The organism is Jatrophihabitans endophyticus, from assembly GCF_900129455.1.
Classification (GTDB): Bacteria; Actinomycetota; Actinomycetes; order Mycobacteriales; family Jatrophihabitantaceae; genus Jatrophihabitans; species Jatrophihabitans endophyticus.
In genome coordinates, this window is the sequence record NZ_FQVU01000001.1 from 244,902 (window position 1) to 270,958 (window position 26,057).

25 protein-coding genes and 1 pseudogene are annotated in these 26,057 nt (G+C 73.5%); 10 read left to right on the plus strand and 16 right to left on the minus strand.

Going from position 1 to position 26,057, the window contains the following annotated elements; genetic code table 11:
• Positions 1–12: 12 nt before the first annotated feature.
• The 7 genes from paaK to paaZ all read right to left on the minus strand — a co-directional run bounded on the left by paaK (position 13) and on the right by paaZ (position 7,089).
• Complete coding sequence (gene paaK, locus BUE29_RS01165; RefSeq protein ID WP_073384922.1) at positions 13–1,311, minus strand: phenylacetate--CoA ligase PaaK; 1,299 nt, start codon at positions 1,309–1,311, stop codon at positions 13–15.
• Entirely contained in the window at positions 1,295–2,380 is a 1,086-nt protein-coding gene (paaE, locus tag BUE29_RS01170; protein ID WP_073384924.1) for a 1,2-phenylacetyl-CoA epoxidase subunit PaaE, read from the minus strand. Before paaE ends, paaK begins: the two co-directional genes overlap by 17 nt.
• A complete protein-coding gene (gene paaD, locus BUE29_RS01175) occupies positions 2,377–2,868 on the minus strand; it encodes a 1,2-phenylacetyl-CoA epoxidase subunit PaaD (RefSeq protein WP_073384926.1) in 492 nt (163 codons plus the stop codon). The genes paaE and paaD overlap by 4 nt, the downstream gene beginning before the upstream one ends.
• Complete coding sequence (gene paaC / locus BUE29_RS01180; protein ID WP_073384928.1) at positions 2,862–3,713, minus strand: 1,2-phenylacetyl-CoA epoxidase subunit PaaC; 852 nt, start codon at positions 3,711–3,713, stop codon at positions 2,862–2,864. The genes paaD and paaC overlap by 7 nt, the downstream gene beginning before the upstream one ends.
• A 6-nt stretch (positions 3,714–3,719) precedes the next feature.
• Positions 3,720–4,031, minus strand: a complete 312-nt coding sequence (gene paaB / locus BUE29_RS01185; RefSeq protein WP_073386715.1) for a 1,2-phenylacetyl-CoA epoxidase subunit PaaB — start codon at positions 4,029–4,031, stop codon at positions 3,720–3,722.
• A gap of 68 nt (positions 4,032–4,099) precedes the next feature.
• Positions 4,100–5,071, minus strand: a complete 972-nt coding sequence (paaA, locus tag BUE29_RS01190) for a 1,2-phenylacetyl-CoA epoxidase subunit PaaA (RefSeq protein WP_073384930.1) — start codon at positions 5,069–5,071, stop codon at positions 4,100–4,102.
• Complete coding sequence (paaZ, locus tag BUE29_RS01195; protein WP_073384932.1) at positions 5,062–7,089, minus strand: phenylacetic acid degradation bifunctional protein PaaZ; 2,028 nt, start codon at positions 7,087–7,089, stop codon at positions 5,062–5,064. Before paaZ ends, paaA begins: the two co-directional genes overlap by 10 nt.
• A gap of 79 nt (positions 7,090–7,168) precedes the next feature.
• On the opposite strand from paaZ, the gene paaI reads away from it, so the two are divergent.
• From paaI to BUE29_RS01225, 6 genes and pseudogenes are all read left to right on the plus strand, one after another.
• On the plus strand, positions 7,169–7,618 hold the full coding sequence (gene paaI, locus BUE29_RS01200; RefSeq protein ID WP_200799978.1) for a hydroxyphenylacetyl-CoA thioesterase PaaI: 450 nt from the start codon (positions 7,169–7,171) through the stop codon (positions 7,616–7,618).
• On the plus strand, positions 7,615–8,235 hold the full coding sequence (locus BUE29_RS01205) for a TetR/AcrR family transcriptional regulator (RefSeq protein ID WP_073384934.1): 621 nt from the start codon (positions 7,615–7,617) through the stop codon (positions 8,233–8,235). Before paaI ends, BUE29_RS01205 begins: the two co-directional genes overlap by 4 nt.
• Before the next feature lie 9 nt (positions 8,236–8,244).
• On the plus strand, positions 8,245–9,096 hold the full coding sequence (locus tag BUE29_RS01210; protein ID WP_073384936.1) for a metallophosphoesterase family protein: 852 nt from the start codon (positions 8,245–8,247) through the stop codon (positions 9,094–9,096).
• An 89-nt stretch (positions 9,097–9,185) separates the two neighbouring features.
• Positions 9,186–9,736: pseudogene (locus tag BUE29_RS01215) on the plus strand (cysteine hydrolase family protein).
• Between the two features lie 7 nt (positions 9,737–9,743).
• Complete coding sequence (locus tag BUE29_RS01220) at positions 9,744–10,661, plus strand: GlxA family transcriptional regulator (RefSeq protein WP_073386720.1); 918 nt, start codon at positions 9,744–9,746, stop codon at positions 10,659–10,661.
• Between the two features lie 80 nt (positions 10,662–10,741).
• On the plus strand, positions 10,742–11,194 hold the full coding sequence (locus tag BUE29_RS01225) for an ATP-binding protein (protein WP_073384938.1): 453 nt from the start codon (positions 10,742–10,744) through the stop codon (positions 11,192–11,194).
• 38 nt (positions 11,195–11,232) lie between these two features.
• Here BUE29_RS01225 and BUE29_RS21730 read toward each other — a convergent pair whose 3' ends face one another.
• The 6 genes from BUE29_RS21730 to BUE29_RS22710 all read right to left on the minus strand — a co-directional run bounded on the left by BUE29_RS21730 (position 11,233) and on the right by BUE29_RS22710 (position 16,119).
• Positions 11,233–11,418, minus strand: coding sequence for a hypothetical protein (locus BUE29_RS21730; RefSeq protein WP_143167916.1), 186 nt, complete (start codon positions 11,416–11,418; stop codon positions 11,233–11,235).
• A gap of 152 nt (positions 11,419–11,570) precedes the next feature.
• Positions 11,571–11,699, minus strand: a complete 129-nt coding sequence (locus BUE29_RS23325; RefSeq protein WP_268766563.1) for a hypothetical protein — start codon at positions 11,697–11,699, stop codon at positions 11,571–11,573.
• Positions 11,696–13,204, minus strand: a complete 1,509-nt coding sequence (locus BUE29_RS01230; RefSeq protein ID WP_073384940.1) for a glycosyltransferase family 2 protein — start codon at positions 13,202–13,204, stop codon at positions 11,696–11,698. The genes BUE29_RS23325 and BUE29_RS01230 overlap by 4 nt, the downstream gene beginning before the upstream one ends.
• A complete protein-coding gene (locus tag BUE29_RS01235) occupies positions 13,201–13,968 on the minus strand; it encodes a PHP domain-containing protein (protein ID WP_073384942.1) in 768 nt (255 codons plus the stop codon). Before BUE29_RS01235 ends, BUE29_RS01230 begins: the two co-directional genes overlap by 4 nt.
• Complete coding sequence (locus BUE29_RS01240; protein ID WP_073384943.1) at positions 13,955–14,968, minus strand: ATP-grasp domain-containing protein; 1,014 nt, start codon at positions 14,966–14,968, stop codon at positions 13,955–13,957. Before BUE29_RS01240 ends, BUE29_RS01235 begins: the two co-directional genes overlap by 14 nt.
• Entirely contained in the window at positions 14,965–16,119 is a 1,155-nt protein-coding gene (locus BUE29_RS22710) for a PIG-L deacetylase family protein (RefSeq protein ID WP_200799981.1), read from the minus strand. Before BUE29_RS22710 ends, BUE29_RS01240 begins: the two co-directional genes overlap by 4 nt.
• A gap of 141 nt (positions 16,120–16,260) precedes the next feature.
• Here BUE29_RS22710 and BUE29_RS01250 point away from each other — a divergent pair, with 141 nt between their 5' ends.
• Positions 16,261–16,773: a GAF domain-containing protein gene (locus tag BUE29_RS01250; RefSeq protein WP_073384947.1), complete on the plus strand. Its 513-nt coding sequence runs from the start codon at positions 16,261–16,263 to the stop codon at positions 16,771–16,773.
• A gap of 130 nt (positions 16,774–16,903) precedes the next feature.
• Entirely contained in the window at positions 16,904–18,700 is a 1,797-nt protein-coding gene (locus BUE29_RS01255; RefSeq protein ID WP_143167917.1) for a prenyltransferase/squalene oxidase repeat-containing protein, read from the plus strand.
• Positions 18,701–18,707: 7 nt separating this feature from the next.
• On the opposite strand, the gene BUE29_RS01260 is transcribed toward BUE29_RS01255, so the two are convergent.
• The 3 genes from BUE29_RS01260 to BUE29_RS01270 are packed head-to-tail and all read right to left on the minus strand — an operon-like array spanning position 18,708 to position 22,180.
• Complete coding sequence (locus tag BUE29_RS01260; RefSeq protein WP_327077547.1) at positions 18,708–19,391, minus strand: response regulator transcription factor; 684 nt, start codon at positions 19,389–19,391, stop codon at positions 18,708–18,710.
• Positions 19,388–21,127, minus strand: a complete 1,740-nt coding sequence (locus BUE29_RS01265; RefSeq protein ID WP_073384952.1) for a sensor histidine kinase — start codon at positions 21,125–21,127, stop codon at positions 19,388–19,390. Before BUE29_RS01265 ends, BUE29_RS01260 begins: the two co-directional genes overlap by 4 nt.
• Before the next feature lie 51 nt (positions 21,128–21,178).
• Positions 21,179–22,180: an Acg family FMN-binding oxidoreductase gene (locus tag BUE29_RS01270; protein ID WP_073384953.1), complete on the minus strand. Its 1,002-nt coding sequence runs from the start codon at positions 22,178–22,180 to the stop codon at positions 21,179–21,181.
• A 241-nt stretch (positions 22,181–22,421) separates the two neighbouring features.
• Here BUE29_RS01270 and BUE29_RS01275 point away from each other — a divergent pair, with 241 nt between their 5' ends.
• Positions 22,422–24,896, plus strand: a complete 2,475-nt coding sequence (locus BUE29_RS01275; protein ID WP_084180586.1) for a phosphoketolase family protein — start codon at positions 22,422–22,424, stop codon at positions 24,894–24,896.
• 13 nt (positions 24,897–24,909) lie between these two features.
• Positions 24,910–26,019, plus strand: coding sequence for an acetate/propionate family kinase (locus BUE29_RS01280; RefSeq protein ID WP_073386726.1), 1,110 nt, complete (start codon positions 24,910–24,912; stop codon positions 26,017–26,019).
• The last annotated feature ends 38 nt before the right edge of the window (positions 26,020–26,057 follow it).

Consider the following 26,057-nt stretch of genomic DNA (forward strand, 5'->3'; position numbering starts at 1 on the left):
TAGCCTGCCGTATCAGCGCGGGCGTTCGTCGACGATCCGCCGCATCTTGCCCATCGAGCGTTCGACGGAGTCCGGTTCGAGCACGCGGACGGTGGTGCTGACGCCGATCGTGTTCTTGATGGCCGCGACGAGCCGCGCGGCCGCCGCCTCGGCGTCCGCGGGGCTCGCGTCGCCACGGCGCTCCACGTGCACGCTTAACTCGTCGAGCCGGTTGGGCCGCGCCAGGCGCAGCTGGAAGTGCGGCGAGAGGGCCGGTGTGCGCAGCACGAGCTCCTCGATCTGCGTCGGGAAGAGGTTGACGCCGCGCAGGATGATCATGTCGTCGCTGCGTCCCGTGATCTTCTCCATGCGCCGCATCGTGCGCGCGGTGCCGGGCAGCAACCGGGTGAGGTCGCGGGTGCGGTAGCGGACCACGGGCATGGCCTGCTTGGTCAGCGACGTGAACACGAGCTCGCCCTCGGCGCCGTCGGGCAGCACCTCCCCGGTGAGCGGGTCGACGATCTCCGGGTAGAAGTGGTCCTCCCACACGTGCAGGCCGTCCTTGGTCTCGACGCACTCCTGCGCCACGCCGGGTCCCATGACCTCGGACAGCCCGTAGATGTCGGTGGCGTCGATACCGACGCGCGCCTCCATCTCCGCACGCATCTCGTTCGTCCACGGCTCGGCGCCGAAGATGCCGTAGCGCAGCGAGCACCTGGCCGGGTCGAGCCCCTGCCGCTCCAGCTCGTCGACGATCGCGAGCATGTAGGACGGCGTCACCATGATCACGTCGGGACGGAAGTCGCGGATCAGCGTGACCTGCCGCTCGGTCATCCCGCCGGACACCGGGACGACGGTGCAGCCGAGCCGCTCGGCGCCGTAGTGCGCGCCGAGGCCGCCGGTGAACAGGCCGTAGCCGTACGCGTTGTGCAGCACGTGCCCCGGCCGACCGCCGGCGGCGTGGATGCTGCGGGCCATCACCGTGGCCCAGGTGTCGAGGTCGGCCCGCGTGTACCCCACGACGGTGGGCCGGCCGGTGGTGCCCGACGACGCGTGCACGCGGGCGACCTGTCCCCGCGGGACCGCGAACATGCCGAAGGGGTAGTTGTCGCGCAGGTCGGCCTTCGTGGTGAAGGGGAAGCGGGCGAGGTCGGCGAGCTCGCGGACGTCGTCGGGGTGCACCCCCGCGGCGGCGAACGCCCGTCGGTAGTGCGGGACGTTGTCGTAGGCGTGGCGCAGCGACCAGCGCAGCCGGTCGAGCTGCAGGGCACGCAGCTCGTCGAGCGACGCGGTCTCGACGGGATCGATGCCCGGGTCAGGCGTCGTAGTCAACGGTGACCTCCGGCGTGGTGGGCAGCGTCTGGCAGGTGAGCACGTACCCGGCGTCGACCTCGTCCGCCTCCAGCGCCCAGTTGCGTCGCATCGTGGCCGCGCCGGACGTGACGCGGGCGCGGCACGTACCGCAGACGCCGCCCTTGCAGGCGAAGGGGAGGTCGGGACGGAGCTGCTGCGCGCCGTCGAGCACGGTGCGCCCCGGCGGCAGGACGAGCGTGCTGGCCCGGCCGTCCAGGACGACGGTGACGCTCGCGCCGTCGCCGGTCGGGGCGTCCTCGTGATGGACCTGCGCGGGCGGCTCGTCGCCGACCCAGAACAGCTCGCGGTGGATCCTGCTGCGGTCGACGTCGAGCTCGCCGAGAACGTCGACGGCAGCCGTGACCATGCCGAACGGCCCGCACAGCCACCAGTGGTCGACGGCGGCGACGTCGACGGTGGCCGGGAGCAGCGTCTGCAGTCGCGCCCGGTCGAGCCGGCCGCTGTGCAGCGCGACCTCCTGCGGCTCGCGGGACAGCACGTGGACGAGCCGGAACCGGGCCGGGTGCGCGTCCTTGAGGTCGGCGACCTCGTCGGCGAACATCACGGTGTCGCTGCGCCGGTTGCCGTAGAACATCGTGACCGTGGACGTCCCGTGGGCGGCGAGGACGGAGCCTGCGATCGACAGCATCGGCGTGACGCCCGAGCCCGCCGCGACGAGCACGTGGTGCCCGGCGACGGCGAGGTCGGGGGTGAAGGTGCCGCCGGGCGGCTGCACCTCGACCACGTCGCCCACGCGGACGTCGCGTACGAGCCACCCGGACACCGAGCCACCGGCGACCTCGCGCACGCCGATCCGCGGTGGCGCGCCGACGGGTGCGCAGATCGAGTAGGAGCGACGTTCGGCGCCGCGGCGGACGGTGAGGCTCTGCCCGGCCACGAACGCGAACTCGTCGCGCAGCTCCGGCGGGACGGCGAACGCGATCGCCACCGCGTCGTCGGTGAGCCGCTGGACGTCGCTCACGGTCAGTGCGTGGAAGGTCGTGCGGCCCGCCCCGGCCGTCGTGGCGTCGGCACTCGTGGCGGTCACAGCGGCTTCACCGCCTCGAACGGCTCGTCGCAGTCACCGCAGCGGTGCAGGGACTTGCACGCGGTCGCGCCGAAGTCCGCGGTGCGGCGGGTGCGTAACGAGCCACAGGCGGGGCACGGCACCGCGGGCGGCGCGGCGAGAGTCAGCGGCACCGGCCCCTGCCGCGTCGGCGCGGCCGCCGGCGGGGCGATGCCGGCCGCCGCGAGCTTGCGGCGGCCGTCGGCGGTGATCCAGTCACTGCTCCACGGTGGCGCGAGCTGCGCGCGCACCTCGACCCCGGACGCACCCGCACGCCGGAGCCGGGCGCTGACGTCGGCGCTGATCTCGCGCATGGCCGGGCATCCGCTGTACGTGGGCGTGATCGTCACGACGATCCCGTCGTCTTCTTGCGCGATATCGCGCAATATGCCGAGGTCACCGATGGTCACCGCCGGCAGCTCGGGGTCGGGCGTCGCCGCAGCGACGTCCCACAGCGTCGCTTTCACCATGTGGCGTCCGGGTGCTGTCGCGCGACCGACTGGAGCTCGGCGAGCACGTAACCGAGCTCCTCGGTGTGGACGCCGTCGCGGCCCGCCCGGCCGCCGACGCCGGCGAGCGTGGCCGTGGCCGGCCGGTCGAGCCCGCCCGTGGCGAACACGGTGTCGAGAACGACGTCGACGGCCCGCGGCTCGACCCCGGCGAGGGCGTCCGGATCGTCGTCGAACAGCTCGGGCAGCAGCGGCCAGACGCCGTCCAGGGCGGCCTGCATGCGCCGGTGCGACAGCTCGGTGCCGTCGCCGAGGCGCACCACCCACTGCGCCGAGTAGTCACGGTGGTAGGTCAGCTCCTTGACCCCCTTGCCGGCGATGGCCGCGAGCACGGGGTCGGCGGCGGTCGCGAGCGACTCGAACAGCGCCAGCCGCCAGGTCGAGAACACCAGCAACCGGGCCATCAGCTCCGCGAAGTCCCGGTCGGCGCGCTCGACGAGACGGACGTTGCGGAACTCGCCCTCGGTCCGGAAGAACGCGAGGTCGTCCTCGCTGCGGTCGAGGATGCCGCCCGCGCGGGCCAGCAGCATCCGCGCCTGCCCCAGCAGATCGAGCGCGACGTTGGCGAGCGCGGTCTCCTCCTCGAGCTCGGGCATGCGGGTGATCCACTGCTGCAGCCGGTGGCTGTAGACGAGGGCGTCGTCGCCGAGCGCGAGGCAGTACCGGGCGAGCGCGGCCGGCTCCACGTCCGGGGGCACGGTCGTGTCCATGCCCGCCAGCGCGTCGGTGAAACCGGTGCCGAAGGCCCAGCGCTGCCCGTCGTCGTTGTCGTCGCCGAGCAGGTCGTACGGATTGTCGTCGGTCATGGCCGCCTACATGTGGGGGACGTCGTCGGGGATCTCGTAGAACGTCGGGTGTCGGTAGACCTTGTCGCCGGCCGGGGCGAAGAACGGGTCCTTCTCGTCCGGGCTGGAGGCGGTGATGTCCTCGGCGCGGACGACCCAGATGCTCACGCCCTCGTTGCGCCGGGTGTAGAGGTCACGCGCGTGGTGCAGGGCCATCTGGCCGTCGGCTGCGTGCAGTGAGCCGACGTGCACGTGGTTCAGGCCCCGCTTGCCCCGCAGGAAGACCTCCCACAGCGGCCACACCGAGCGCGACTTCGGCTCGACCGGGGCGTCGGACACCGGAACGGCGCCGTGCCCGCCCTCCGCCGTGTACACAACCCCGTCTCCCCGCGACTCCTCTCCTGCCGTCACGACCCAGCGCCTCCTCCGTGAACGCGGTCGCCATCGGCTCCCAGCGCAGCCTTGCGAGCGTGGGCGGCGGCGGCCTCGCGGACCCACGCACCCTCCTCGTGGGCCTGCCGGCGGCGCTCGACGCGCTGGGCGTTGCAGGGTCCGTTGCCCTTGATGACCGCGGTGAGCTCGTCCCAGTCGATCGTGCCGAAGTCGTACCGGCCGCGCTCGGGATTCCAACGCAGGTCGGGGTCGGGCAGCGTCACGCCCAACTTCTCGGCCTGCGGCACGGTCATGTCGACGAAGCGCTGCCGCAGCTCGTCGTTGGTGTGCCGCTTGATCCCCCACGCCATCGAGCGCTCGGTGTTGGGTGACGCGTCGTCCGGTGGACCGAACATCATCAGCGACGGCCACCAGAAGCGGTTCGTCGCGTCCTGCACCATCGCGCGCTGCGCGTCGGTGCCCGCCGCCATCGTCAGCAGCAGCTCGTAACCCTGCCGCTGGTGGAACGACTCCTCCTTGCAGATGCGCACCATCGCGCGGGCGTAGGGCCCGTAGGACGAGCGGCACAGCGGCACCTGATTGCAGATCGCGGCTCCGTCGACCAGCCAGCCGATGACGCCCACGTCGGCGTACGTCAGCGTCGGGTAGTTGAAGATCGACGAGTACTTCTGCCGGCCGGCGATCAGCCGCTCGGTGAGGTCGGTGCGATCGGCACCCAGGGTCTCGGCGGCGCTGTAGAGGTACATGCCGTGGCCGGCCTCGTCCTGCACCTTGGCCAACAGGATCGCCTTGCGACGCAGCGACGGCGCACGGGTGATCCAGGTGCCCTCGGGCTGCATGCCGATGATCTCCGAATGCGCGTGCTGCGCGATCTGGCGGATCATCGTGTTGCGGTACGCGTCGGGCATCCAGTCCCGCGGCTCGATGCGACGGTCGTGCTCGATCGTCGCGTCGAAATGCTGCTCCAGGGTGTCGGTCACGGCCACTCCTTCGCCACCATCGTCAGGACGTCGTACTGCGCCGCGACCGAGCCGTCCTGCTTGGTGACGACGGTGTCCCACCGCACCTCGCCGTAGTCACCCGGCCGCGGGTTGATCGCCTTGCAGGTCAGCGTCACGGTCAGCTCGTCACCGGGGTAGACCGGCGCGACGAAGCGCAGCTCGTCGATGCCGTAGTTGGCCAGCACCGGCCCCGGGTCGGGCTGCACGAACAGTCCCGCGGCGAAGGACACCACGAGATAGCCGTGTGCGACCCGGCCGTCGAAGAAGGGGTTGGCTGCGGCGGCCTGCTCGTCCATGTGGGCGTAGAACGTGTCGCCGGTGAACTCGGCGAAGCGCTCGATGTCGTCGAGGGTGACGACCCGCGGCCCCGCGACCACCGAGTCGCCGACCCGCAGCTGCGCCAGCGACTTGCGGAACGGGTGACCGCCCGACTCGTCGCGTGCGGCACCCCTGGTCCACTGCCCGGTGACCGACGTGAGCATGCGCGGGCTGCCCTGGACCGCGGTGCGCTGCATGTGGTGCAGCACGCCGCGGATGCCGCCGAGCTCCTCGCCGCCGCCGGCACGCCCCGGACCACCGTGCACGAGTGCCGGCAGCGGCGAGCCGTGCCCGGTGGACTCGGCCGCGGCATCGGAGTCGAGCACGAGCAGCCGGCCGTGCCAGGCGGCGCTGCCGAGCACGACGTCACGGGCGAAGTCGGGGTCGTCGGTCACCACCGATCCGGCGAGGCTGCCCTTGCCCAGGGCCGCCAGCGCGACCACGTCGGCGGCGTCGCGGTAGCCGACGAGCGTGCTGACCGGTCCGAACGCCTCGACCTCGTGCACCTCGGCGCGGCGGGGGTCGTCGGCCCGCAGCAGGATCGGTGAGAGGAACGCCCCGCGCTCGGCGTCGGCGCCGGTCACCGCCACCCGCTCGGGGTCGCCGAAGACGATGCGCCCCGCCGACTCCAACGCCTTGAGTGACCGGCGCACCTCCTCGCGCTGCTCCCTGCTGGCGAGCGCGCCCATGCGCACCGACTCGTCGGCCGGGTTGCCCACGACGATCTTCGCGAGGCGCTCCGAGACCGCCTCGGCGACGGCCTCGAGCCGGTCGGCCGGGACGAACGCGCGACGGATCGCCGTGCACTTCTGCCCGGCCTTGGTCGTCATCTCGACCACGAGCTGCCGGACGTAGAGGTCGAAGGCGGTCGTGCCGGGTGCGGCGTCGGGGCCGAGCACCGACATGTTGAGCGAGTCGGCCTCGGCGTTGAAGCGCACCGAGCGGGCGACCACCGTCGGGTGCGACCGCAGCCGCTGCGCGGTGCTGGCCGAGCCGGTGAAGCCGAGCAGGTCCTGCTCCTGCAGGTGGTCGAGCAGGTCGCGGGCATCCCCGTTCAGCAGCTGGAGGGCGCCCGGCGGCAGCAGCCCGGCCTCGACGACCAGCTCGACGACGCGGGCGGTGAGGTAGCCCGTCTGCGACGCCGGCTTGACGAGCGTGGGGACGCCGGCGAGCAGCGCCGGCGCGAGCTTCTCGAGCGGGCCCCACACCGGGAAGTTGAACGCGTTGATCTGGACGGCCACCCCGTGCAGCGGGGTGAGCACGTGTCGGCCGAGGAACTGCCCCGCCCGACCCAGCGGCTCCGCGGGGCCCTCGACGTACACCCGGTCGTCGGGCAGTTCCCGGCGGCCCTTGCTCGCGTATCCGAGCAGGACGCCGATGCCGCCGTCGATGTCGAACTTCGAGTCCGCGAGCGTCGCGCCGGTGCGGAAGGAGAGCTGGTACAGCTCGTCCCGGTGCTCGCGCAGCAGCTGGCCGACCGACTTGAGCAGCGCCGCACGTTGGTGGAAGGTCAGCTCGCGCAGCGCCGGGCCACCGACGGAACGGCCGTAGGCCAGGGCGGCGCCGAGGTCGATGCCCTCGGACGAGACCTGCGCGACCTCCTCCCCCGTCACCGCGTCGTGCACGGGCTCGCCGGACGGCGGGGCCGTCCACCGGCCCTCGACGTAACTGCGGAGCACGGCCATGGCGCACCCATCCCCTTCGTCGGTTCGCTGCTGCCCGTCCTATTTACAGACCGATCATTCGGTAAGTTACGCTACCGCCATGGGCCCTGACCAGGCATCGGTGCCGGACGCGGTGCCCGTCGCCGTGGCGGCGATGATGGCCGGGGACGCGGCCTCGCGGGCGCTGGGGATCGATCTCGTCGCCTGCTCCCCCGGGCGCGCCACGACCACCATGACCGTCCGGCCCGACATGGCCAACGGCTACGCCATCGCCCACGGCGCGCTGGTCTTCGCGGTCGCCGACACGGCGTTCGCCTGTGCCTGCAACAGCACGGCCGCACCGACCGTGGCGGCCGGCGCCGAGATCGTCTTCGTCGCCCCGGCGCGGGTCGGCGACGTACTCGTCGCCGAGGCCGTCGAGCGCACCACGTTCGGCCGCTCCGGTGTCTACGACGTCACGGTCCGGCGCGGCTTCGGGGGCGGCGACGTCGTGGCCGAGTTCCGCGGCCGAAGCCACCGGGTCGTCACCGCACCCGGCACCGGGTCGTGACGGCCACCGGCGCGCGTCGCCGCGGCCGGCCCGGTTACGACGTCGACTCGCTGCTCGCCGTCGCCGTCGCGGTGTTCAACGAGCGCGGGTACGACGGCACCAGCATGGAGGACCTCTCCCAGCGGCTGGGCATCGCCAAGTCGGCGATCTACCACCACGTCGCGGGCAAGGAGGAGCTGCTGCGCCTCTCCCTCGACCGGGCACTCGACGGCCTTTTCGGCGTGGCCGACCGGGTGCGGGCGACCGATGCGCCGGCGGTCGACCGGCTGGAGCTCCTGGTGCGCGGCAGCGTCGAGGTGCTGCAGCGCGAGCTCCCCCACGTGACGCTGCTGCTGCGGGTGCGCGGCAACACCGAGGTCGAGCGCGCCGCGCTGGAGCGGCGCCGCTCGTTCGACCGCTTCGTCGCGGGCCTCGTGCGACAGGCCGAGCGGGACGGCGACATTTCCCCCGCCCTCAGCCCCACCGTCACGGCGCACCTGCTCTTCGGCCTCGTCAACTCGCTCGTCGAGTGGTATCGGCCCGGGTCCCGCACCACCGGGGCGTCGCTGGCCGACGCCGTCGCCGCGCTCGCCTTCGACGGTCTGCGGGCCCGGGGCGAACCGCCCGCCCGCCGGTAACGTGGCGACGTGCCGCGCCGTCCGTCCGCCGGCGACCTGCTCGCCATCAGCGACCTGCACGTCGCCTACCGCTCCAACCGCGAGATCCTGGAGCGGATCCGCACGGCCAACGACGGCGACTGGCTGATCGTCGCCGGCGACGTCGGCGAGCGGCTCGACGACATCGAGTGGGCGCTGCGCACGCTCGCTGCGCGGTTCGCCCACGTGATCTGGGTCCCCGGCAACCATGAGCTGTGGACGATGCCGCGCGAGACGAGCCCGCTGCGCGGGGTGGCCCGCTACGACCACCTCGTCGCCCACTGCCGCGACCTCGGCATCACGACCCCCGAGGACCCCTACCCCACGTGGGAGGGCGCCGCGGGCGAGGTCCGCATCGCACCGCTGTTCCTGCTCTACGACTACACGTTCCGGGCGCCGGGGACGTCGACGCAGGAGGAGTCGCTCGCGGCGGCCTACGCGGCGGGCATCGTCTGCACCGACGAGCGCCACCTCTACCCCGACCCGTACCCCACCCGCGAGGCCTGGTGCCGGGCGCGGGTCGCCGCGACCGAGCCGCGGCTGGCCGCGGTGGCCGGCGAGCTGCCGCTCGTGCTCGTCAACCACTGGCCGCTGCTGCGCGAGCCCACCCGGACGATGACCTACCAGGTCTTCCCGCAGTGGTGCGGCACCGAGCTGACCGCCGACTGGCACACCCGGTTCGGTGCGCAGGTGGCGGTCTACGGCCACCTGCACATACCGCGCACCACGCACTACGACGGCGTGCGCTTCGAGGAGGTCTCGATCGGGTACCCGCGCGAGTGGCGCCGCTTCGGCCTGCGCGACGACCTCGCACGCCTCGTGCTCCCCGGCGTGCCACGCTGACCGACGTCCGTCAGTGATGACCGGATCGTTCCGGTGGCTGACCCGAACGGGCCTGGTCCGGGCGGCCGGTTCGCCGGAGGATCGACGACATGACCACCGCACTGCTCGTCATCGACGTCCAGGAATCGTTCCGTGCCCGCCCCGACAACTGGGCCGACGTCTCCGCGCCCGACATCGCCGACCGCGTCGACCGCCTCGTGACCCACGCGCGGGAGCGCGGCGACAAGGTGGTGTGGATCTGCACACCGCTCCCGGTTCCGGCTCGGTGTTCGATCCGGAGCAGGGGCACGTCCGGCTGCTCGAGCCGCTGCGTCCCGCGGGCACCGAACCGTTGCTGGCCAAGACGAGTCACAACGCCTTCACCACGACGAACCTCGCGCAGCACCTCACCGCCGAGCAGGTCGACCACGTCGTCGTGACCGGCATTCGCACCGAGCAGTGCTGCGAGACGACGGCCCGCCTCGCCAGCGATCTCGGCTACCGGGTCACCTTCGTCCTCGACGCCACGGCCACGATGCCTTTGCCGTCGTGGGACGGCGCCGACCCCCTGCCGACCGACGCCGTGCTCGCCCGCACCGCGAGCGCGTTGCAAGGCCGGTTCGCCGAGGTGGTGACGATGGCCGACGTACTGGCACAGTGACCGGATGATGCGCACCGTGCTGTTCGCCGTCCCGCCGCGGGTGCACCTGCTCGACCTCGCCGGGCCGGCGCAGGCGTTCGCCACCGCCAACGACCACGGCGGTGCGTACCGGCTGCGTTACGTCAGCACCTCGGCCGAGGTCGTCAGCCACCAGGGCCTGCCGCTCTCGCTGGACGTCGACTGGCCGGACCTGACCGACCGCGACGTCGTCGTGGTCCCGGGCCGCCGCACGGGCGAACGCCCGCCGCGGCGCTGGCTGGACGCGGGGACGGCCACGGCGCTGCGCGCCCACCACGCCGCGGGCGGCCGCGTCGCCAGCGTGTGCTCCGGCGCGTTCGCCGTCGCCGAGACCGGACTGCTCGACGGCCGGCGCGCCACGACCCACCACGAGATCCAGGACGAGCTGGCGCGCCGCTTCCCCGCCGTCCACGTGGTGCGCGACGTCCTCTACGTGGCCGACGGTCGGGTGGCGACGTCCGCGGGCATCGCCAGCGGCATCGACCTCGCGCTGCACCTGATCGGCGCGGACCACGGCCCGGCGGTCGCGGGCCGGGTGGCGCGCTCGCTCGTCGTGCCGGTCCGGCGCAACGGGGCCGCCCCGCAGGCGAGCGTGATGCTGCGGCACCGCGACCACGTCGTCGACACCGTCCACCGCGTGCAGGACGTCCTGGACACGCAGTTCACCCGCGCCCTCCCGCTACGACGGCTGGCCGAGATCGGCGGGGTCAGCGAACGCACGCTCACCCGGCAGTTCACGGCCGCCGTCGGGATGACGCCGGCGCACTACCAGCAGCAGCTGCGCCTCGAGCGCGCCCGGCAGCTCGCCGAGCAGGGCTGGACCCTCGAGGCGAGCGCACGGTCGGTCGGCTTCACCGACGCCCGGATGCTGCGCCGGCTCCGCGCCCGGCACGGTTTTGGCGGCTGAGCGCAGCATGCTGCGCTCAGCCGCCAAAACCGGCGAGGGTCAGCGGTACGCGGCCCCCGCACCGGGGGCATAAGCATGGGGTGACGACACCACCGGCCGGCCGGACCCACGGCGCGCCCGACCTGACGCCCGAGGTCACCGAGCTCGACGACGCGACCGTGGAGGTCGCGCTGCCGGCCGAGACCGGGTCGGTGCGCGTCGCCCGCCGTTTCGTCAAGGAACGGTGGCAGGGCATGGCCGACGAGGTCCTCGGCGACGTCGAGCTGATCGTCAGCGAGCTGGTGGCCAACGCGGTGCGCCACGGTCGGCCCGACATCGTGTTCCGGTTGCGGGCCGAACCGTTCGCTATCGACATCGCGGTGCTCGACCACGGCCCGGGGATCCCGTCGCTCGCGGCGAGCCCGCCCGACCTCACTGCGACGTCGGGACGTGGCCTCACGCTCGTGGACCGGCTCGCGAGCTCCTGGGGGGTCGAGCCGCTGGGCGAGGACGAGGTGGGCAAGACGGTCTGGGCGAGCGTGCGTTGCGATTGACCTCGTGGGTCCCGCGAACGGTCCCGCGAACGGTGGGCTCAGCCGACGGCGCGCAGGTGACCGCCGGTCGCGGGCGGCGCGACGACCGGGGCGGTGAGATCGAGGTAGGCCCCCGCCTCGAACTGCGAGGAGTCCAGCCGCGCTCGCGCGTCGAACGCGGCGCGCATCGAGCCGGCGACCGCCGCCCATGCCACTCCTGCGGCGCCGGCGAGCCCGGCCCCCACAGCGACCCGCCTGTCACTACGCGCTGACCGCACCGCGGCGTCCCTTCCTCGAACGAGTCCGTGTCTGGCCGCGGCCGAGGCTACGGCCCGACGGCTGCGCGCAAGCGTAACCGCGCCGGCCACGATGCGACGGGGCCGAACGGCCCGCGCCGTCAGAGCAGGTAGTGCTGTCGCAGCACGACCAGGACGACGACGACGAGCAGCGCCAGCAGGCCCTTCCACAGCATCCGCCGCTCGGTGCGACGGTCGGCCGCCAGTTCGGTCCTGGCCCTCCTGCTCATGCCGCCACCTTGACCTTCCCGGTCTTGACCGTCTTGTCCCACGTCGCGGTGGCGCCGCGGGCCTCGGCCACGTAGGCGGCGAACGTGATCGCGCACAGCAGCGGGCCGTAGCCGACGAGGAAGAGCAGCACGCCGCCGAACCACCCGAGATCGCGGACCGAGTCGAGCCGGTAGACCAGATAGGCGGCGAGCATGCACGCCGCACCCCACCCGTACGCGGCGAGGGCGAGGCCGGCGCGGACGTGCGCGTCCCAGCCGAGGCCGAGGTGCTCGCACACCGAGCGCACCAGCTCGTGCATCGGCCGCGGCGCGAGCACCCACAGGATCACGACGAGACTGACGAGGCCCGGGAACGCGAACGCCTGCCGCCAGGTGCGCGCCGCCACCTGTCGGTCGACCAGCAGCGTGAAGACGGTGGTGAGGACGAAGCCGAGGCTGTTGACGATCCACAGCAACCGGAACGCGTCGTGGCCGCGACCGTCGTCGGCGAACCAGAGCGTCACCAGCGCGGCCGACGACGCGACCATAAAGGCGGGCAGCAGCAGGGTCGACCACCACATGAGCCCGAACCACGGCCGGCCGAGCCGGTGCGTGCGCGACGGGCGGAAGAACACGCCGCGGAAGCGGCGCGCGACCTGCACGTTGCCGCGCGACCAGCGCAACCGCTGCTTCCACAGCCCGACGACGCCCGCGGGCTCCTCGGCCAGGCAGTGCGCGTTGCCGTCGAACACCACGCGGCGGCCCGCGAGCTGGGTGAGGAAGGTAGTCACGGTGTCCTCGGCCAGCGTCGTGGTGTCGATCGTGCCGCCGAGCTGTTCGAGGTTCGCCCGGGTGTGCAGCTGCGCGCCGCCGGCGAGGCAGCCCTGCGCACCGGCGACGTTCTGCGCGCGCCGGCCGACCGCCTGCGCCGCCGCGTACTCGTAGCCGATGTAGCGGTTCATCCAGTTCGGCGGCTCGCTGGCCTCCTTGATGAACGCGGTGACGGCACCGACGTTCTCGTCGGCGAGGTGACGGGTCATCCGCCGGACGGACGTCGGCTCGAACACGACGTCGGCGTCGGTGATCAGGACCGCCTCGGCCCAGTCGTCGGCGAGGATCTCGCGCAGGCCGTGGTTCAGCGTGTGCGCCTTGCCCTCGCCGCCGCGGGCCCGGCGCAGGTGGAGCACCCGCCCGGGGTACTGCGCGCTCTTCGCCGCCATCAGCTCGGGCGTCTCGTCGGTGGACGCGTCGTCCACGACCACCAGCCGCAGCGCGTCGGGCGGGTAGTCCAGCGCCATCATCCGGTCGACGCTGAAGCGCAGCACGGCGGCCTCGTTCCAGGCCGGGACGAGGACCGCGACGCGCGGCAGGCGGTCGACGTCGACCTCGTCCGGTGCGTAATGGTCCCGGACCCGGTGCGCCGCGGCCAGCACGACCTGCACGACGGTGACCGCGTTGGGGACGGCGCCGAGCATCACGAAGCCGACGAGGACCCAGAGGCCCGCCCCGGTCAGCCACTCGCTCATCGCGACGCCCCGACCTCGGTCGCGGTCACCGCAGCGGGCGGGAGCGTCCCGAGTACGGCGAGGGCGTGGTCCCAGGCGCCGACGGCGGTGGTCGCGTGGGCGTCGCTGCCGGCGACCACGCGGACGCCCGCGGCCAGCAGGAACGCGACCGTGTGCCGGGTCGGCGTGCGCCACTTCTCGTTGACCTCGATCGCGGCGTCGGCTCGCAGGCAGGCCTCGGCGAGGCGCGTGCGGTGCTCGTCGGTGACGTCGTCCTCGTCGAGCCCCATCTTGGGCAGCAGGCTGAACGGGTGCACGACGATCGCCGGGTACGGCGCGAGCGCGACCGCGCGGCAGGTGGCCTCGACCAGGCCGGCGACGACGGCCGCGGCATCGAGCCGGCCGGCCGCGAGGCGCTCGCGCATGTCACGTGGTCCCACCGGCCCGTCCGCACCGGGGTACTGGTGGTCGGCGACCAGGACGTAGTCCAGCCGGGGCAGCCGGCTCGGCAGATCGAGCCGGCCCGCGGCGTCGAGGATCTTGGCCTCGACACCGCAGCGGATCGTGAGGCCGGGGCGACGCAGGGCGCGCACGCGCACCGCGTAGTCGCCCACCCAGTCGCTGTCGGCACGCACGTGGTCGGACAGCCCCCAGGTGTGCAGGCCGGCCGCGGCCGCCGCGTCGGCCATGGCGTCGGGGTCGGCGGTGCCGTCGGTGAGCGTGGAGTGCGTATGGAGGTCGCTGCCGAGGTCGACGGCGCTCCGTCCGCGGTCAGCGGCCGTCATGGGAGGGCACCAGGCCGTACTCGTCGATCGGGACGACGACGTCGCCCCAGTGCCGGACGACCGCGACCTCGCGGAAGTCCAGCCGCTCGGGCAGCGGCTCGCCGAAGGCCGCGCGCACCGCCAGCAGCGGCATGTCGATGCCGGCGGCCTGGGTGAGGGCCATGGTGCCGGGGAAGCGCGCGTTGACCTCCAGCAGGGCGGCCGATCCCTCCGCGTCGAGCTTGACCTGCACGTTGACGACGCCCTGGGCGCCGATGAGCTCGGCGACCTCGCGGCCGAAGGTCTCCAGCGCCGGGTCGGCGACGGTGCGCCCGGCGACCGCGATCCCGGAGTCGACCTTGTCGCGGCGGCGCGGGACGGCGGCCACGACACCCCCGCCGGGGCGGCACAGCACGTCGATCGAGTACTCGTCGCCGGGCAGCAGCTCCTGCGCCAGGACGTCGCCGGCGCGGTCGGCGTCGGTCAGCTCGCCGGGGCCGGCGACGACGCGGAAGCCGCGGCCGCCGGCGCCGCTGCGCGGCTTGACGATGAAGGGCGCACCGAGGGCGGCGAGCTCGGCGTCGGTCGTCGCGCCGTCGAGCACGAGCGACTGCGGCACCCGCACGCGGCCGGCGCAGCGCTGCATGAGCGTGGACTTGTCCAGACAGGTACGCAGCGTGTCCGGCGACTCGACGAGGACGCGGATGCCGTGCTCGGCGAAGCGGTCCGCGGCGAGCGAGACCTCGAGCAGCTCGGCGTCGACGGTGGGCGCGACCAGGTCCGCGTGGTGCGCGACGGCCGCCGCGAGCAGGGCGTCGACGAAGTCGGGCGAGTCGCCGCGCGGGAGCAGGACGCGCCGCGACGCGTCGGTGAGGTAGAGCCCGACCGCGACCGGGTCGATGTCGGCGGCGACCAGCTCGGCGTGCCCGGCCAGGCTGCGCAGGAGGGTCACGGCGGCCGCGCCGCCGGCGCCGGTGACGAGCACCGTGCCGAGCGACGAGGGTGACGACTGCGTGGTCACGGGACCTCCACCGGGACGACCGCCATGCCGACGGGGGCGCTGACCGAGTGCCGCAGCTCGCCGACCGAACGGATGACCTCGAAGGGTTCGGCGTAACGCGCGTTGGCGGCGAGGTGGCGCGCCCAGTAACGCGCCGACGCGGTCACGAGCTCGGGTTCGAGGTAGCTGCGGCCGTCCTGCGACGCGAACAGCTCCAGCACCTCGACCTTGCGGTGCACCGTGGCGTCGACGTTGACGAACTGCGTCGGCAGGAAGTCGTTCGTCGCCGACGGCGACTGGTAGGCGAAGACGCGGCGCACGCCACGCGTCGCGCTGGTCGTCGCGGTGCTGACGGCGCGGTGGTCCTGGTGGTTGTCGTGGCGCGAGTGCACGTAGACGACGGTCGGGTCGACGGTCCGCACGACCCGCTCGATCATGCGGATCGTGTCGATGCCGTCGTCGATCTCGGTGTCGGGCAGATCGCCGAAGAGCAGCTGGGCACCGATGGCGTCCGCGGTGGCGGTGGCCTCGTCGAGGCGCTGGCGCTGGTCGCCGCCGACGGCGCCGCGGCTCAGCGTGAGGATCGAGACCCGGTCGCCGCGCCGCCGGTGGTCCAGCAGCGTCCCGCCGCAGCCGATCTCGACGTCGTCGGGGTGCGCGCCGATGGCGAGCACCCGCTCGCGCATCGCGCCCGCCCGGGTCATGCCCGAGCGCAGCGACAGGTGCAGCGCGCCGTGGGCGGTGAGGTCCACGACGTCGGTCACGCCGGCCCGGATCGCGCGCACCAGCACCTCGGGTCGCTCGACGGGCCCCTCGTGCACGAGCTTCACCCGCGCCGACGGCGAGGTCGCGTGCCAATCGCGAATCCTCGCGATGGCCTCGTCGCTGTCGAGGGCGTCGACGCCGAGCACGAGGAACGTGAACGGGCCGGCCGCGGCCAGCGTGGTCGCGACGTCCTCGACGGCGGTCGTGACGGGCTGAAAGCCGAGCTGGGTGACCACGTCGACGGTGGTCGGCGCGACGGCCTCGCCCACGATGACGGCGACGCGCGCCGGCCAGTCGCGGACGAGAGCGACGCCGGGGCCGAAGTCGCCGGCCCACGGCGTGTACAGGGGGGTCGACGCGCTGCGGCCGCTCTCGCGCACCGCTCGGCCGCCCCGCAGCGGAATCACGACGGAGCCTTGCACCTCGGTAGTCATGCCGTCCGTTCGCCTCGATCCGACGTGCTGTCCGGGCCCACCCCGCACGCTTGTGGACCACGCTAGCGCTCTGTAAGGTTTGCGTAAAGTCATCGCTACAACTCGGAGTGTCACATGCCCGTCGGAGGTTCCCTCAGCCGGCGAGCGCAACGCGCCCACGAGCTCGCCGAGGCCGTGTCCCGCAGCGATGCGGCCACGACGCTCGACCCGCGGCTCGCCGCGTTGTGTGACGAGCTGCGCACCGACGGTGCCGCGCTGTCCGCGGTCAGCGATCGGCGGGTGACGCTCGCCGGCTGCGGCCTGGTCGAGCGCGTCGCCCCCACCGGGACCCACGTCCCGCTCGATGACGCGATCTGCGCCAACGTCCTGCGCCACGACGGACTGCTCGCCATCCCCGACACGCGCCTGGACGCGCGGGTCGCCAGCATCCCCGTCGTCCTCGCCGGGCAGGTCCGCGCCTACCTCGGGTCGCCGGTGCGCTGCGATGGTGTGCTGGTCGGCGTCCTGTGCGTCATCGCCGGCGAGCCGCGCGACTGGACGGCCGACGACGAGGCGGTCCTGACCCGCTACGCCGACGAGTTCGCCCGCGAGCTGCGACAGCTGCAGGACGGCGCCGCGCTGCCCTGACATCCGGACGACGACACCGGCCGGACGCAACTCCGGCCCACCCATGCGGGCGGGGGCGCCCGGTTGGGTACACACCATCATCGAGGCGGGGGTCTCGGGGCGGGGGCCTCACCGTGCATCGGAGCTCACCTTGTCCACCGCCTTCCGTCGCGTGCTCGGCCTGCAGCTGGCCCTCGCACTCGTGCTGGTGGTGCTCTATGCCGTGCAGCCCAACTCCGACGTCACCGCAGCCCGCGCGGACTCCGTGACGACCACACGCGTCGGATCGGCCGCCGGCGCCGTCACCGACCCCGCTGCCCGCGCCTGGCAGTGGCTCAGCCGGCAGCTCGGGCCGACCACCGACGTCACCAGCGCGTCCACCGTCACCGCGACCCGCACCTACCCGACGGACTGGACCGGCGCGGTCACCGGTTCGTTCGTGCCGCGCGGCGTGACCTCCCCCGTCACCGACACCGCCTCGCTCGCCGTCGATCGTCCGACACGCGTCGACGCGTCCTACGCCGGCGTCGTCGAGGGGCACGTGACGGTCCCGACCACGGCGGGACGGTGGATCGTCCAGGCCTACCGCGACACCCCGACCGGCCGCCGGCAGGTGCCCGTGCAGGCGCAGGTCGACCCGCAGGGTCGCTTCGCGATCGACCTCGGCCGCGCGACCTCGCCACCCGCCGGCCGGTGGGCCCTCGGCCTGCTCGACGCCGACCACGCGTTCGCCCCGTACGGCACCGCCTGGCCGTCGGCGGTCTACCGCAACTGGGTGGTGCGCGCCTCGGTGGTCACCGACGCCACCTACCCGGTCGACGAGCAGCCCGCCCGCGCGGACGGGACGTTCAGCTTCCCGACCAGTCGGCCTGGCACCAAGATCTTCCAGCTCGTCGACCGGACCTCCGGCACGGTGCTCGCCGAGCAGGCGCCCGACTACGGCCTGGTGCGCAGCGTCGCGGGCTCGGACAACGTCTACGCCTACGACCAGGCCCTCGCCGTGGTGGCCGCGCTCGCGGCCGGCCACCCCGCCGACGACCTCGTCCAGGGCCTCATCCGCCTGCAGCGTCCGGACGGTGGCTTCGTCGAGGTCGCCGACGTCCGGAACCCGGCCGCGGCCGCACCCGTCACCCGGACCGGCATCTGCGCCATCGCCACGTACGCGCTGCTGCGCGCCGCGCGGGCCGTGCCCGCCGCGGACCGGGCGGACGTCCTCGCCGCCGCGCGTTCCGGCGTGCGGTGGCTGCTGGCCCAGCAGCGCGACGACGGCCTGCTCGGCGCCGGGCACGGCGAGCGGCGCGACGACGGCACCGTCGACGCGGACGCGCACCCCGGCTGGGTGTCGACCGAGCACAATCTCGACGCCTGGCAGACACTGCACCTCGCCACCGCGGTCCTGCCTGACACCGACACCGACTCCGACGGTGCGGTCTCGCCGGCCACCGTGCGCCAGCACGCCGACGAGCTGCGCGACGCGATCGTGGATCGGCTGTGGGACGCGGCGGCCGGCCGGTTCCGGCAGGGCATCGCCCCGGACGGCACGCCGGACACCGCCGACCCGCTCGACGTCAACTCCTGGGGTGCGCTGTTCCTGCACGCCACCGGGCACGACGAGCTGGCCGAGCTCGCGCTGCGGCACACCGCCGCGTTCGCGTCGTCCGCGCGGCGGTGGAGCGGCTACCGCGCCTACTACCCGCAGGCCGCGTTCCCCGACGCGCCCGCGAACGTGTGGGCCGAGGGGACGGCCGGGGTCGCGGTGGCCCAGCAGCGCGTGGCCGGCAGCGACGCGGGCAGCGCCCTCGCCGCCCTTGCGCAGCTGCAGCGCCCCGACGGCTCGCTACCGTGTGCGGCGGTCGCCGACGACCGCACCGGCATGACGGCAGCGCCGTGCGTCGCGGCCGCCGCCTGGTTCGTGCTCGCCACCGTCCCGGACGGGATCTGGGGTTGAGCGCGGGTCAGTGCGGGCGCCGCTCGGCCCCGTAGAGCGCGGCCTGCGTGCGGCTGCGCAGGCCGAGCTTGGCGAGGACGGCCGACACGTAGTTCTTGACCGTCTTCTCGGCGATGTCGAGGCGACGGCTGATCTCGCGGTTGGTCAGCCCCTCGGCGATGAGGTCGAGAACCTCCCGTTCGCGGTCGGTCAGGTACTCGATGGGGTCGTTCGGAGTCGCCGGCGCGGGTTCGCGCAGCTTGGTGAGCAACCGCTCGGTCACCGACGGATCCAGCAACGACCGGCCCGCCGCCACCTGCCGCACCGCGTCGACGATGGCGGCGCCGCGAACCTGCTTGAGCAGGTACCCGGACGCGCCGGCCATCACGGCGGCGAAGATCGCGTCGTTGTCGTCGAAGGAGGTCAGGATCAGGCAGCGGACCTCGGGATGCGCGGAACGGATGTCGCGGCACACGTCGATGCCGTTGCCGTCGGGCAGCTGCGCGTCCAGGATCGCGACCCGCGGCCGGACGGCGGGGATGCGCGCCAGCGCCTCGGCGGCGGTCGCGGCCTCCCCCACGACGACCAGGTCGGGCTGGGTGCCGAGGATGTCGGCGATGCCCTTGCGCACGACCTCGTGGTCGTCGAGCAGGAAGACGGTGATCGGGCCGTCCTCCCCGGCCGCGGGAGCGCCGGGCGTCGGTCCGGTCACGGGAGCGGAATCGTCCACTGCAGCCTCGTCCCTCCGTCGGTCGCCGGCCCGGGGTCGGGCAACGGCGAGGTGATGACGAACTCGCCGCCGTGCTCCTCGGCCCGGCGACGCAGGTTGTCCAGTCCACTGCGCCGACCGGTGTCGCCGATGCCGACGCCGTTGTCGGTGACGTCGACGGTGACGTCGGTGGCGGTCGCGCTGATGTCGACGGTGACCTCGGTGGCCCCGGCGTGACGCGCGACATTGGTCAGCGCCTCGCGCACGACGGCCACGAGGTCGTCCAGGACGGTGCCCGGCACCACGGCGTCGACGGGCCCGGCGAAGCTGACCCGCGGCGCGCGGCCCAGCACCGGGGTCATCTCCGTGGCCAGCTCGAAGACCCGGGTGCGCAGCTCCGCGGTCCGGGCGGCGAGCGGGCCGCGCAGCTGGAAGATCGAGTCGCGGATCTTGGCGATGGTCTCGTCGACGTCGTTGACGACCTGCATGAGGCGCTGGGCGCCGCGCGTGCCGCCGCCGAGCCCGGCCGCGACGCTCTCGAGCGTGAGGCCGGCAGCGAAGAGCCGCTGGATCACGTGGTCGTGCAGGTCGCGGGCGATGCGCTCGCGGTCCTCCAGCAGCACGACGCGCTGCTGGTCGGTGCGGGCGTCGGCGAGCTCGAGCGCGACCGCGGCGTGGTTCGCGAACGTGCTCGCCAGGTGCAGGTCGGTCTCGGTGAAGCGCGGCCGTTCGTGCCGGCGGGCCACGACCAGCGCCCCCCGCACCCGCGGGGTCGCGCCGAGCGGGACGACCATGAGCGGCCCGACGTCGACGACGTCGCTGAGGTGCACGAGGAACTTGCTCTGCCGGGCGTGGTCGGCGATGAGGATCGGTTCGCCCGAGCCGAGCACCGCCTGCGACGCGGTGCCCTCGGTCGGGTAGATCATCGCGGTGACCTCGTCGGCGCCGTCGCCGGTCGCCACCTCGATCATCAGGTGCTCGCCGTCGACCGTCGGCAGCACGACGTTCACCGCGTCGGCGTCGGCGACCTGCTGCAGCCGCCGCGCGATGACCTGCAGCGGCTCGTCGCCCTCGCTGGCCAGCAGCTGGCGGGTGATCTCGTTCTCGGCCTCGAGCCACTCCTGCTTGCGCTGGGACTCCTCGAAGAGCCGGGCGTTCTCGATGGCGACGCCGGCCGTCGCGGCGAGGGAGGCGACGAGGTCCTCGTCGTCCTGCGTGAACGAGCGGCCGTCGTCACGCGTCAGGTACAGGTTGCCGAACACCTCGTCACGCACCCGGATGGGCAGCCCGAGGAACCCGCGCATCGGCGGGTGGTGGTCGGGGAAGCCCACCGAGCGCGCGTCGTCAGCGAGGTCGTCGAGGCGGATCGGGCGCGGGTCGTCGATCAAGGCGCCGAGCAGCCCCTTGCCCTGGGGCAGCTGCCCGATGAGCTCGCGGGTCGCGTCGTCGACGCCGACGGTGACGAACTCGGCGAGGCCGCCGCGTTCGGCGAGGACGCCGAGCGCACCGTAGCGGGCCTCGACGAGGTCGCACGCGGCCTCGACGATGCGCTGCAGCACGGCGGGCAGGGTGAGGTCGCCGATGACGGCGCGGTTCGCCTGCAGCAGGCCGCGCAACCGGTTCTGGGTGTCGAGGACGTCGTGGGCGCGGTCGATGAGCTGGGTGAGCAGCTCGTCGAGCTGCAGGCGCGGCGCGACGTCCGGGCCGGAGCCCGGCGAGATGTCGGGAGGCGGGGGCATCGGCTCAGACACTAGCGATCCACGCCGTGACCGGTGCCGACCCCGCCCGGGTCAGGGCGCATCGCTGAGCATGTCCACGAGCCGCCGGCGCCGCGGCGCCGGGGTCGGCGCCGCGCGGCCCACCCGCAGCAGCACGTGCGGTTGCGTGGCCAGCCGGAGCTCCCGACGCAGCGCGCCCCGGGTCACCGGCACCTCGATCACCTGGGTGAGCGGGCTCGCGACGAAGCCGTGCCGGGTGATCTCGAGCAGGATGCGCTCCAGCGCCTCGCCCGCGCGCAGCCACGCGTCGGTGTCGTCGCTCGACGTGCCGAGCAGCAGCAGGCACTGGTGCAGGTTCGAGCGCGTCTCGGTCGGCAGCGCGCCGGTGCCGTGCGTGTCGAAGTCGCGGATCGGGATCTCGTCGTGCCCACCGGCCACCGCGTGCGGGACGGCCGAGGACGGGACGCCGTCGTCGCGGCGTGGGTCGTCGCTCGTCCACGCCCGGAGCTCCGCCCGGTAGGCCGGGTCGGCGTTCTGCTGCTGGTCGGCCCGCTGCGACAGCACGGCCGTCACCACGCGGTCCTCGGCGCGCACGACCGGATCGAGTTCGGCGTGCTCGGCGGCGGCCGCCGCGACCAGCGACTCGACGAGCTCCTGCGGCACGGGGTCGTCGGCGAACTGCCGACGGTTGGTGCGACGCAGCTCGACCACCGGGTCGAGCGCGGCCAGGGCCTCGGTCTCGGGGTCGCCGGGCGCGGTCTCCCCGTCGACGGTGATGCGGGCGAGCAGCGTGGGGTGCTGCGGGTCGCGTACCCGCTCCACCCCGGCGCGGAAGCCCGCGGCGGCCAGCGACACCCGGGCGTTGAACAACGCGCACCCGCAACTGATGATCAGCTGTCGACCGCTCGGGTCGAGCACCGTCAACCGCCGGGCGGAGTCGGCGTGGACCTCGAGGAAATCGGGACCGAGCACGAAGCGCCAGGGCTGGGTGTTGTGCACCGACGGCGCGAGGGTCGCCCGGACGGCGGCGCGGCGCAGCGCCTGCGACACCGTAGAGGATGCCAGGACCGGCATGGTTCACCTTCGATCTGCTCACGCGGCCGCGCTCGTCGCGACACAACGGGCCTTCGGTCAGCCGGTGGCCCGGCCGGGGGAAGGCTCACCCCAGGCTGCGACCGGCGGCGCCGACCCAGCAGGGGCAAAGGTCCCAGAGCGGCCCCGTGCGTTGGTCACTGGTCGGCACGCACCGGCAGGGGCAGCCTGGGATAGGCCGGACCGCCGTGTCCTCATCCCGCAACCCCCGTACGGAGGCGTCATGACCCAGGTGACCGAGCTGCAGCACGTCGACGGACGGCCGTTGACCGACGACGAGCTCGCCGGCCTCGACGCCTACTGGCGGGCCGCGAACTACCTGTCGGTCGGGCAGATCTACCTGCTGGACAACCCGCTGCTGCGCGAGCCGCTGGCCGAGGAACACGTCAAGCCACGGCTGCTCGGGCACTGGGGCACGACGCCCGGCCTCAACCTGCTCTACGCGCACCTGAACCGCGTCATCCGCGCCCGCGAGCTCGACGCGCTCTTCGTGACCGGCCCCGGCCACGGCGGCCCGGGCCTCGTCGCCAACTCCTACCTCGAGGGCACGTACAGCGAGGTCTACCCCTACATCGGGTCCGACGAGCAGGGCCTGCAGCGGCTGTTCCGGCAGTTCTCCTTCCCCGGCGGCATCCCCAGCCACGTCGCCCCGGAGACCCCGGGGTCGATCCACGAGGGCGGCGAGCTCGGCTACTCCCTCGTCCACGCCTACGGCGCCGCGTTCGACAACCCGGACCTGCTCGTGGTGTGCGTCGTCGGCGACGGCGAGGCCGAGACCGGCCCGCTCGCCGCCAGCTGGCACTCCACCAAGTTCCTCGACCCCGCCCGCGACGGCGCGGTGCTGCCGGTGCTGCACCTCAACGGCTACAAGATCGCCAACCCGACCGTCCTCGCGCGCATCCCCGACGACGAGCTCGGCGCCCTGCTGCGCGGCTACGGCTACCGGCCCTACCTCGTCGCCGGCGACGACCCGGCCGAGGTGCACCAGCTGCTCGCGGCCACCCTCGACCGCGCGACGGACGAGATCGCCGAGATCCAGCGCGCCGCCCGCGAGGGCGGTGACACGACACGGCCGGAGTGGCCGATGATCGTGCTCCGCACGCCGAAGGGCTGGACCGGCCCCAAGGAGGTCGACGGCGTGCCCGTCGAGGGCACCTTCCGCTCCCACCAGGTGCCGCTCGCCGCGACCCGCACGAACCCCGAGCACCGCGCGATGCTCGAGACCTGGCTGCGCAGCTACCGACCCGAGGAGCTCTTCGACGCCGAGGGTGCGCTCCGGCCGGAGCTGCGGGCGCTCGCACCCACCGGCGAGCGGCGCATGAGTGCAACCCCCCACGCGAACGGCGGGCTGCTGCTGCGCGACCTGGAGCTGCCCGACTTCCGTGACTACGCGGTCGACGTCCCCTCCCCGGGTTGCGCGACGAGCGAGGCGATGACCGAGCTCGGGAGGTTCCTGCGCGACGTCGTCGCCGCCAACCCGTCCACGTTCCGGGTGATGGGTCCCGACGAGACCGCGTCCAACCGGCTGGGCGCCGTGCTCGAACAGACCGACCGCACCTGGCTCGGCACGACCCTGCCCGGCGACGAGCACCTCGCCCCGGACGGCCGGGTGATGGAGGTGCTGTCCGAGCACCTGTGCCAGGGCTGGCTCGAGGGCTACCTGCTCACCGGACGCCACGGCGTGTTCAACTGCTACGAGGCGTTCATCCACATCGTCGACTCGATGCTCAACCAGCACGCGAAGTGGTTGAAGGTCACCCGCGACATCCCGTGGCGCCGACCGATCGCGTCGCTGAACTACCTGCTCTCGTCGCACGTGTGGCGCCAGGACCACAACGGGTTCTCGCACCAGGACCCCGGCTTCATCGACCACGTGGTCAACAAGAAGGCCGAGATCGTGCGGGTGTACCTGCCGCCGGACACGAACACGCTGCTCTCCGTCGGCGACCACTGCCTGCGCTCGCGCGACTACGTCAACGTCGTGGTCGCCGGCAAGCAGCCGGCGCTGACCTACCTGACGATGGACGAGGCGATCGCGCACTGCACCCGCGGGCTGGGCATCTGGGAGTGGGCGAGCAACACCGACGGCGAGCCCGACGTCGTGCTCGCCTGCGCCGGCGACATCCCGACGCTCGAGACGCTCGCCGCCGCCGACCTGCTGCGCACCCACCTGCCCGAGCTGAAGGTGCGCGTCGTCAACGTCGTCGACCTGATGCGGCTGCAGCCCGACAGCGAGCACCCGCACGGCCTGTCCGACCGCGAGTTCGACGCCCTGTTCACCAGCGACAAGCCGGTGATCTTCGCCTACCACGGCTACCCGTGGCTCATCCACCGGCTGACCTACCGGCGCACCAACCACGCCAACATCCACGTCCGCGGCTACAAGGAGGAGGGCACGACCACGACACCGTTCGACATGGTCATGCTCAACGACCTCGACCGCTTCCACCTCGTCATCGACACCATCGACCGGACGCCGTCGCTCGGCGTCCGCGCGGCCGGGCTGCGCCAGCGCATGGTCGACGCGCGGTTGGCGGCGCGGCTGTACACGCGCGAGCACGGCGAGGACGATCCCGCGATCGCGGGCTGGACGTGGCCAGGCCGAGCCGGTGGTGCCGCACCCGAGGGCGACCACCCGGAGGGCGACCACCCCGAGGGCGACCACCCGGAGGAGCCGACGGCGCCCGGGGCCCACTGAGCGGGAGGTGCGCATGCACGTCCTCGTCGTCAACGCGGGGTCGTCGAGCCTGAAGCTGCGGCTGCTCGACGACTCCGACGCCGTGGTGGGCACGGCCGACCTCGCCGCGGGCGCCGACGGCTTCGACACCGGCGCCCTGGCCGACGCGATCGCCGGCTGGCCGGTGCCCGACGTCGTCGGGCACCGCGTCGTGCACGGCGGCACGCGGTTCTCCGGCGCCGTCCGCATCACGGCCGAGGTCGAGCGCGCGCTGCACGACCTCACCGCCCTCGCCCCGCTGCACCAGCCGAAGTCGCTGGCGGGGCTGGCCGCCGTCCGCGAGCGGCTGCCCGACGTGCCCGCGGTGGCCTGCTTCGACACCGCGTTCCACAGCGGCATGCCGGCGGCGGCGACCACGTACGCCGTCCCGGCGCAGTGGCGCGAGCGCTACGGCGTGCGCCGCTTCGGCTTCCACGGGCTCTCGCACGCCTACGCCTCGCGGCGTGCGGCCGAACTCGTCGGCGCCCAGCCCGGGGACGGGTTGCGGGTCGTCAGCTGCCACCTGGGTGCGGGAGCGTCGGTGTGCGCGGTGCGCGACGGCCGCAGCGTCGACACCACCATGGGTTTCACGCCGCTGGAGGGGTTGGCCATGGCGACCCGGTCGGGGACGGTCGACCCGGGCCTGGTGCTGTGGCTGGCCGAGCACGAGCGCATCCCGCCGCGCGAGCTCACCGATGCCCTGGAGCACCGCTCGGGCATGCTCGCGCTCGCCGGCACCGCCGACATGCGCGAGGTCGAGCAGCGCGCCGACGCGGGCGACGAACGCGCCGTGCTGGCGCGCGACGTCTACGTGCACCGGCTCGTCGGCGCGGTCGGCGCGATGGCCGCCGCGGCCGGCGGCCTCGACGTCCTGGTCTTCACCGGCGGCATCGGCGAGCACTCCCCCGGCATCCGCCGCCTGGCCGCGCAACGACTGCGCTGGTCGGGGATCACGCTGGACGACGCTGCGAACGACGCCGTCGCCGGCGACGCCGACATCAGCGCTTCGGCCGATGGTCCGGGCGCGACGGTGCGGACCGTCGTCGTCGCCGCGCGCGAGGACGTCCAGATCGCCGCGGAGGTCCGCGCCCTGCTCGCGGGCTGACCCTCATTCCCCCCGTCGCACCGGTGATCGACATCCAG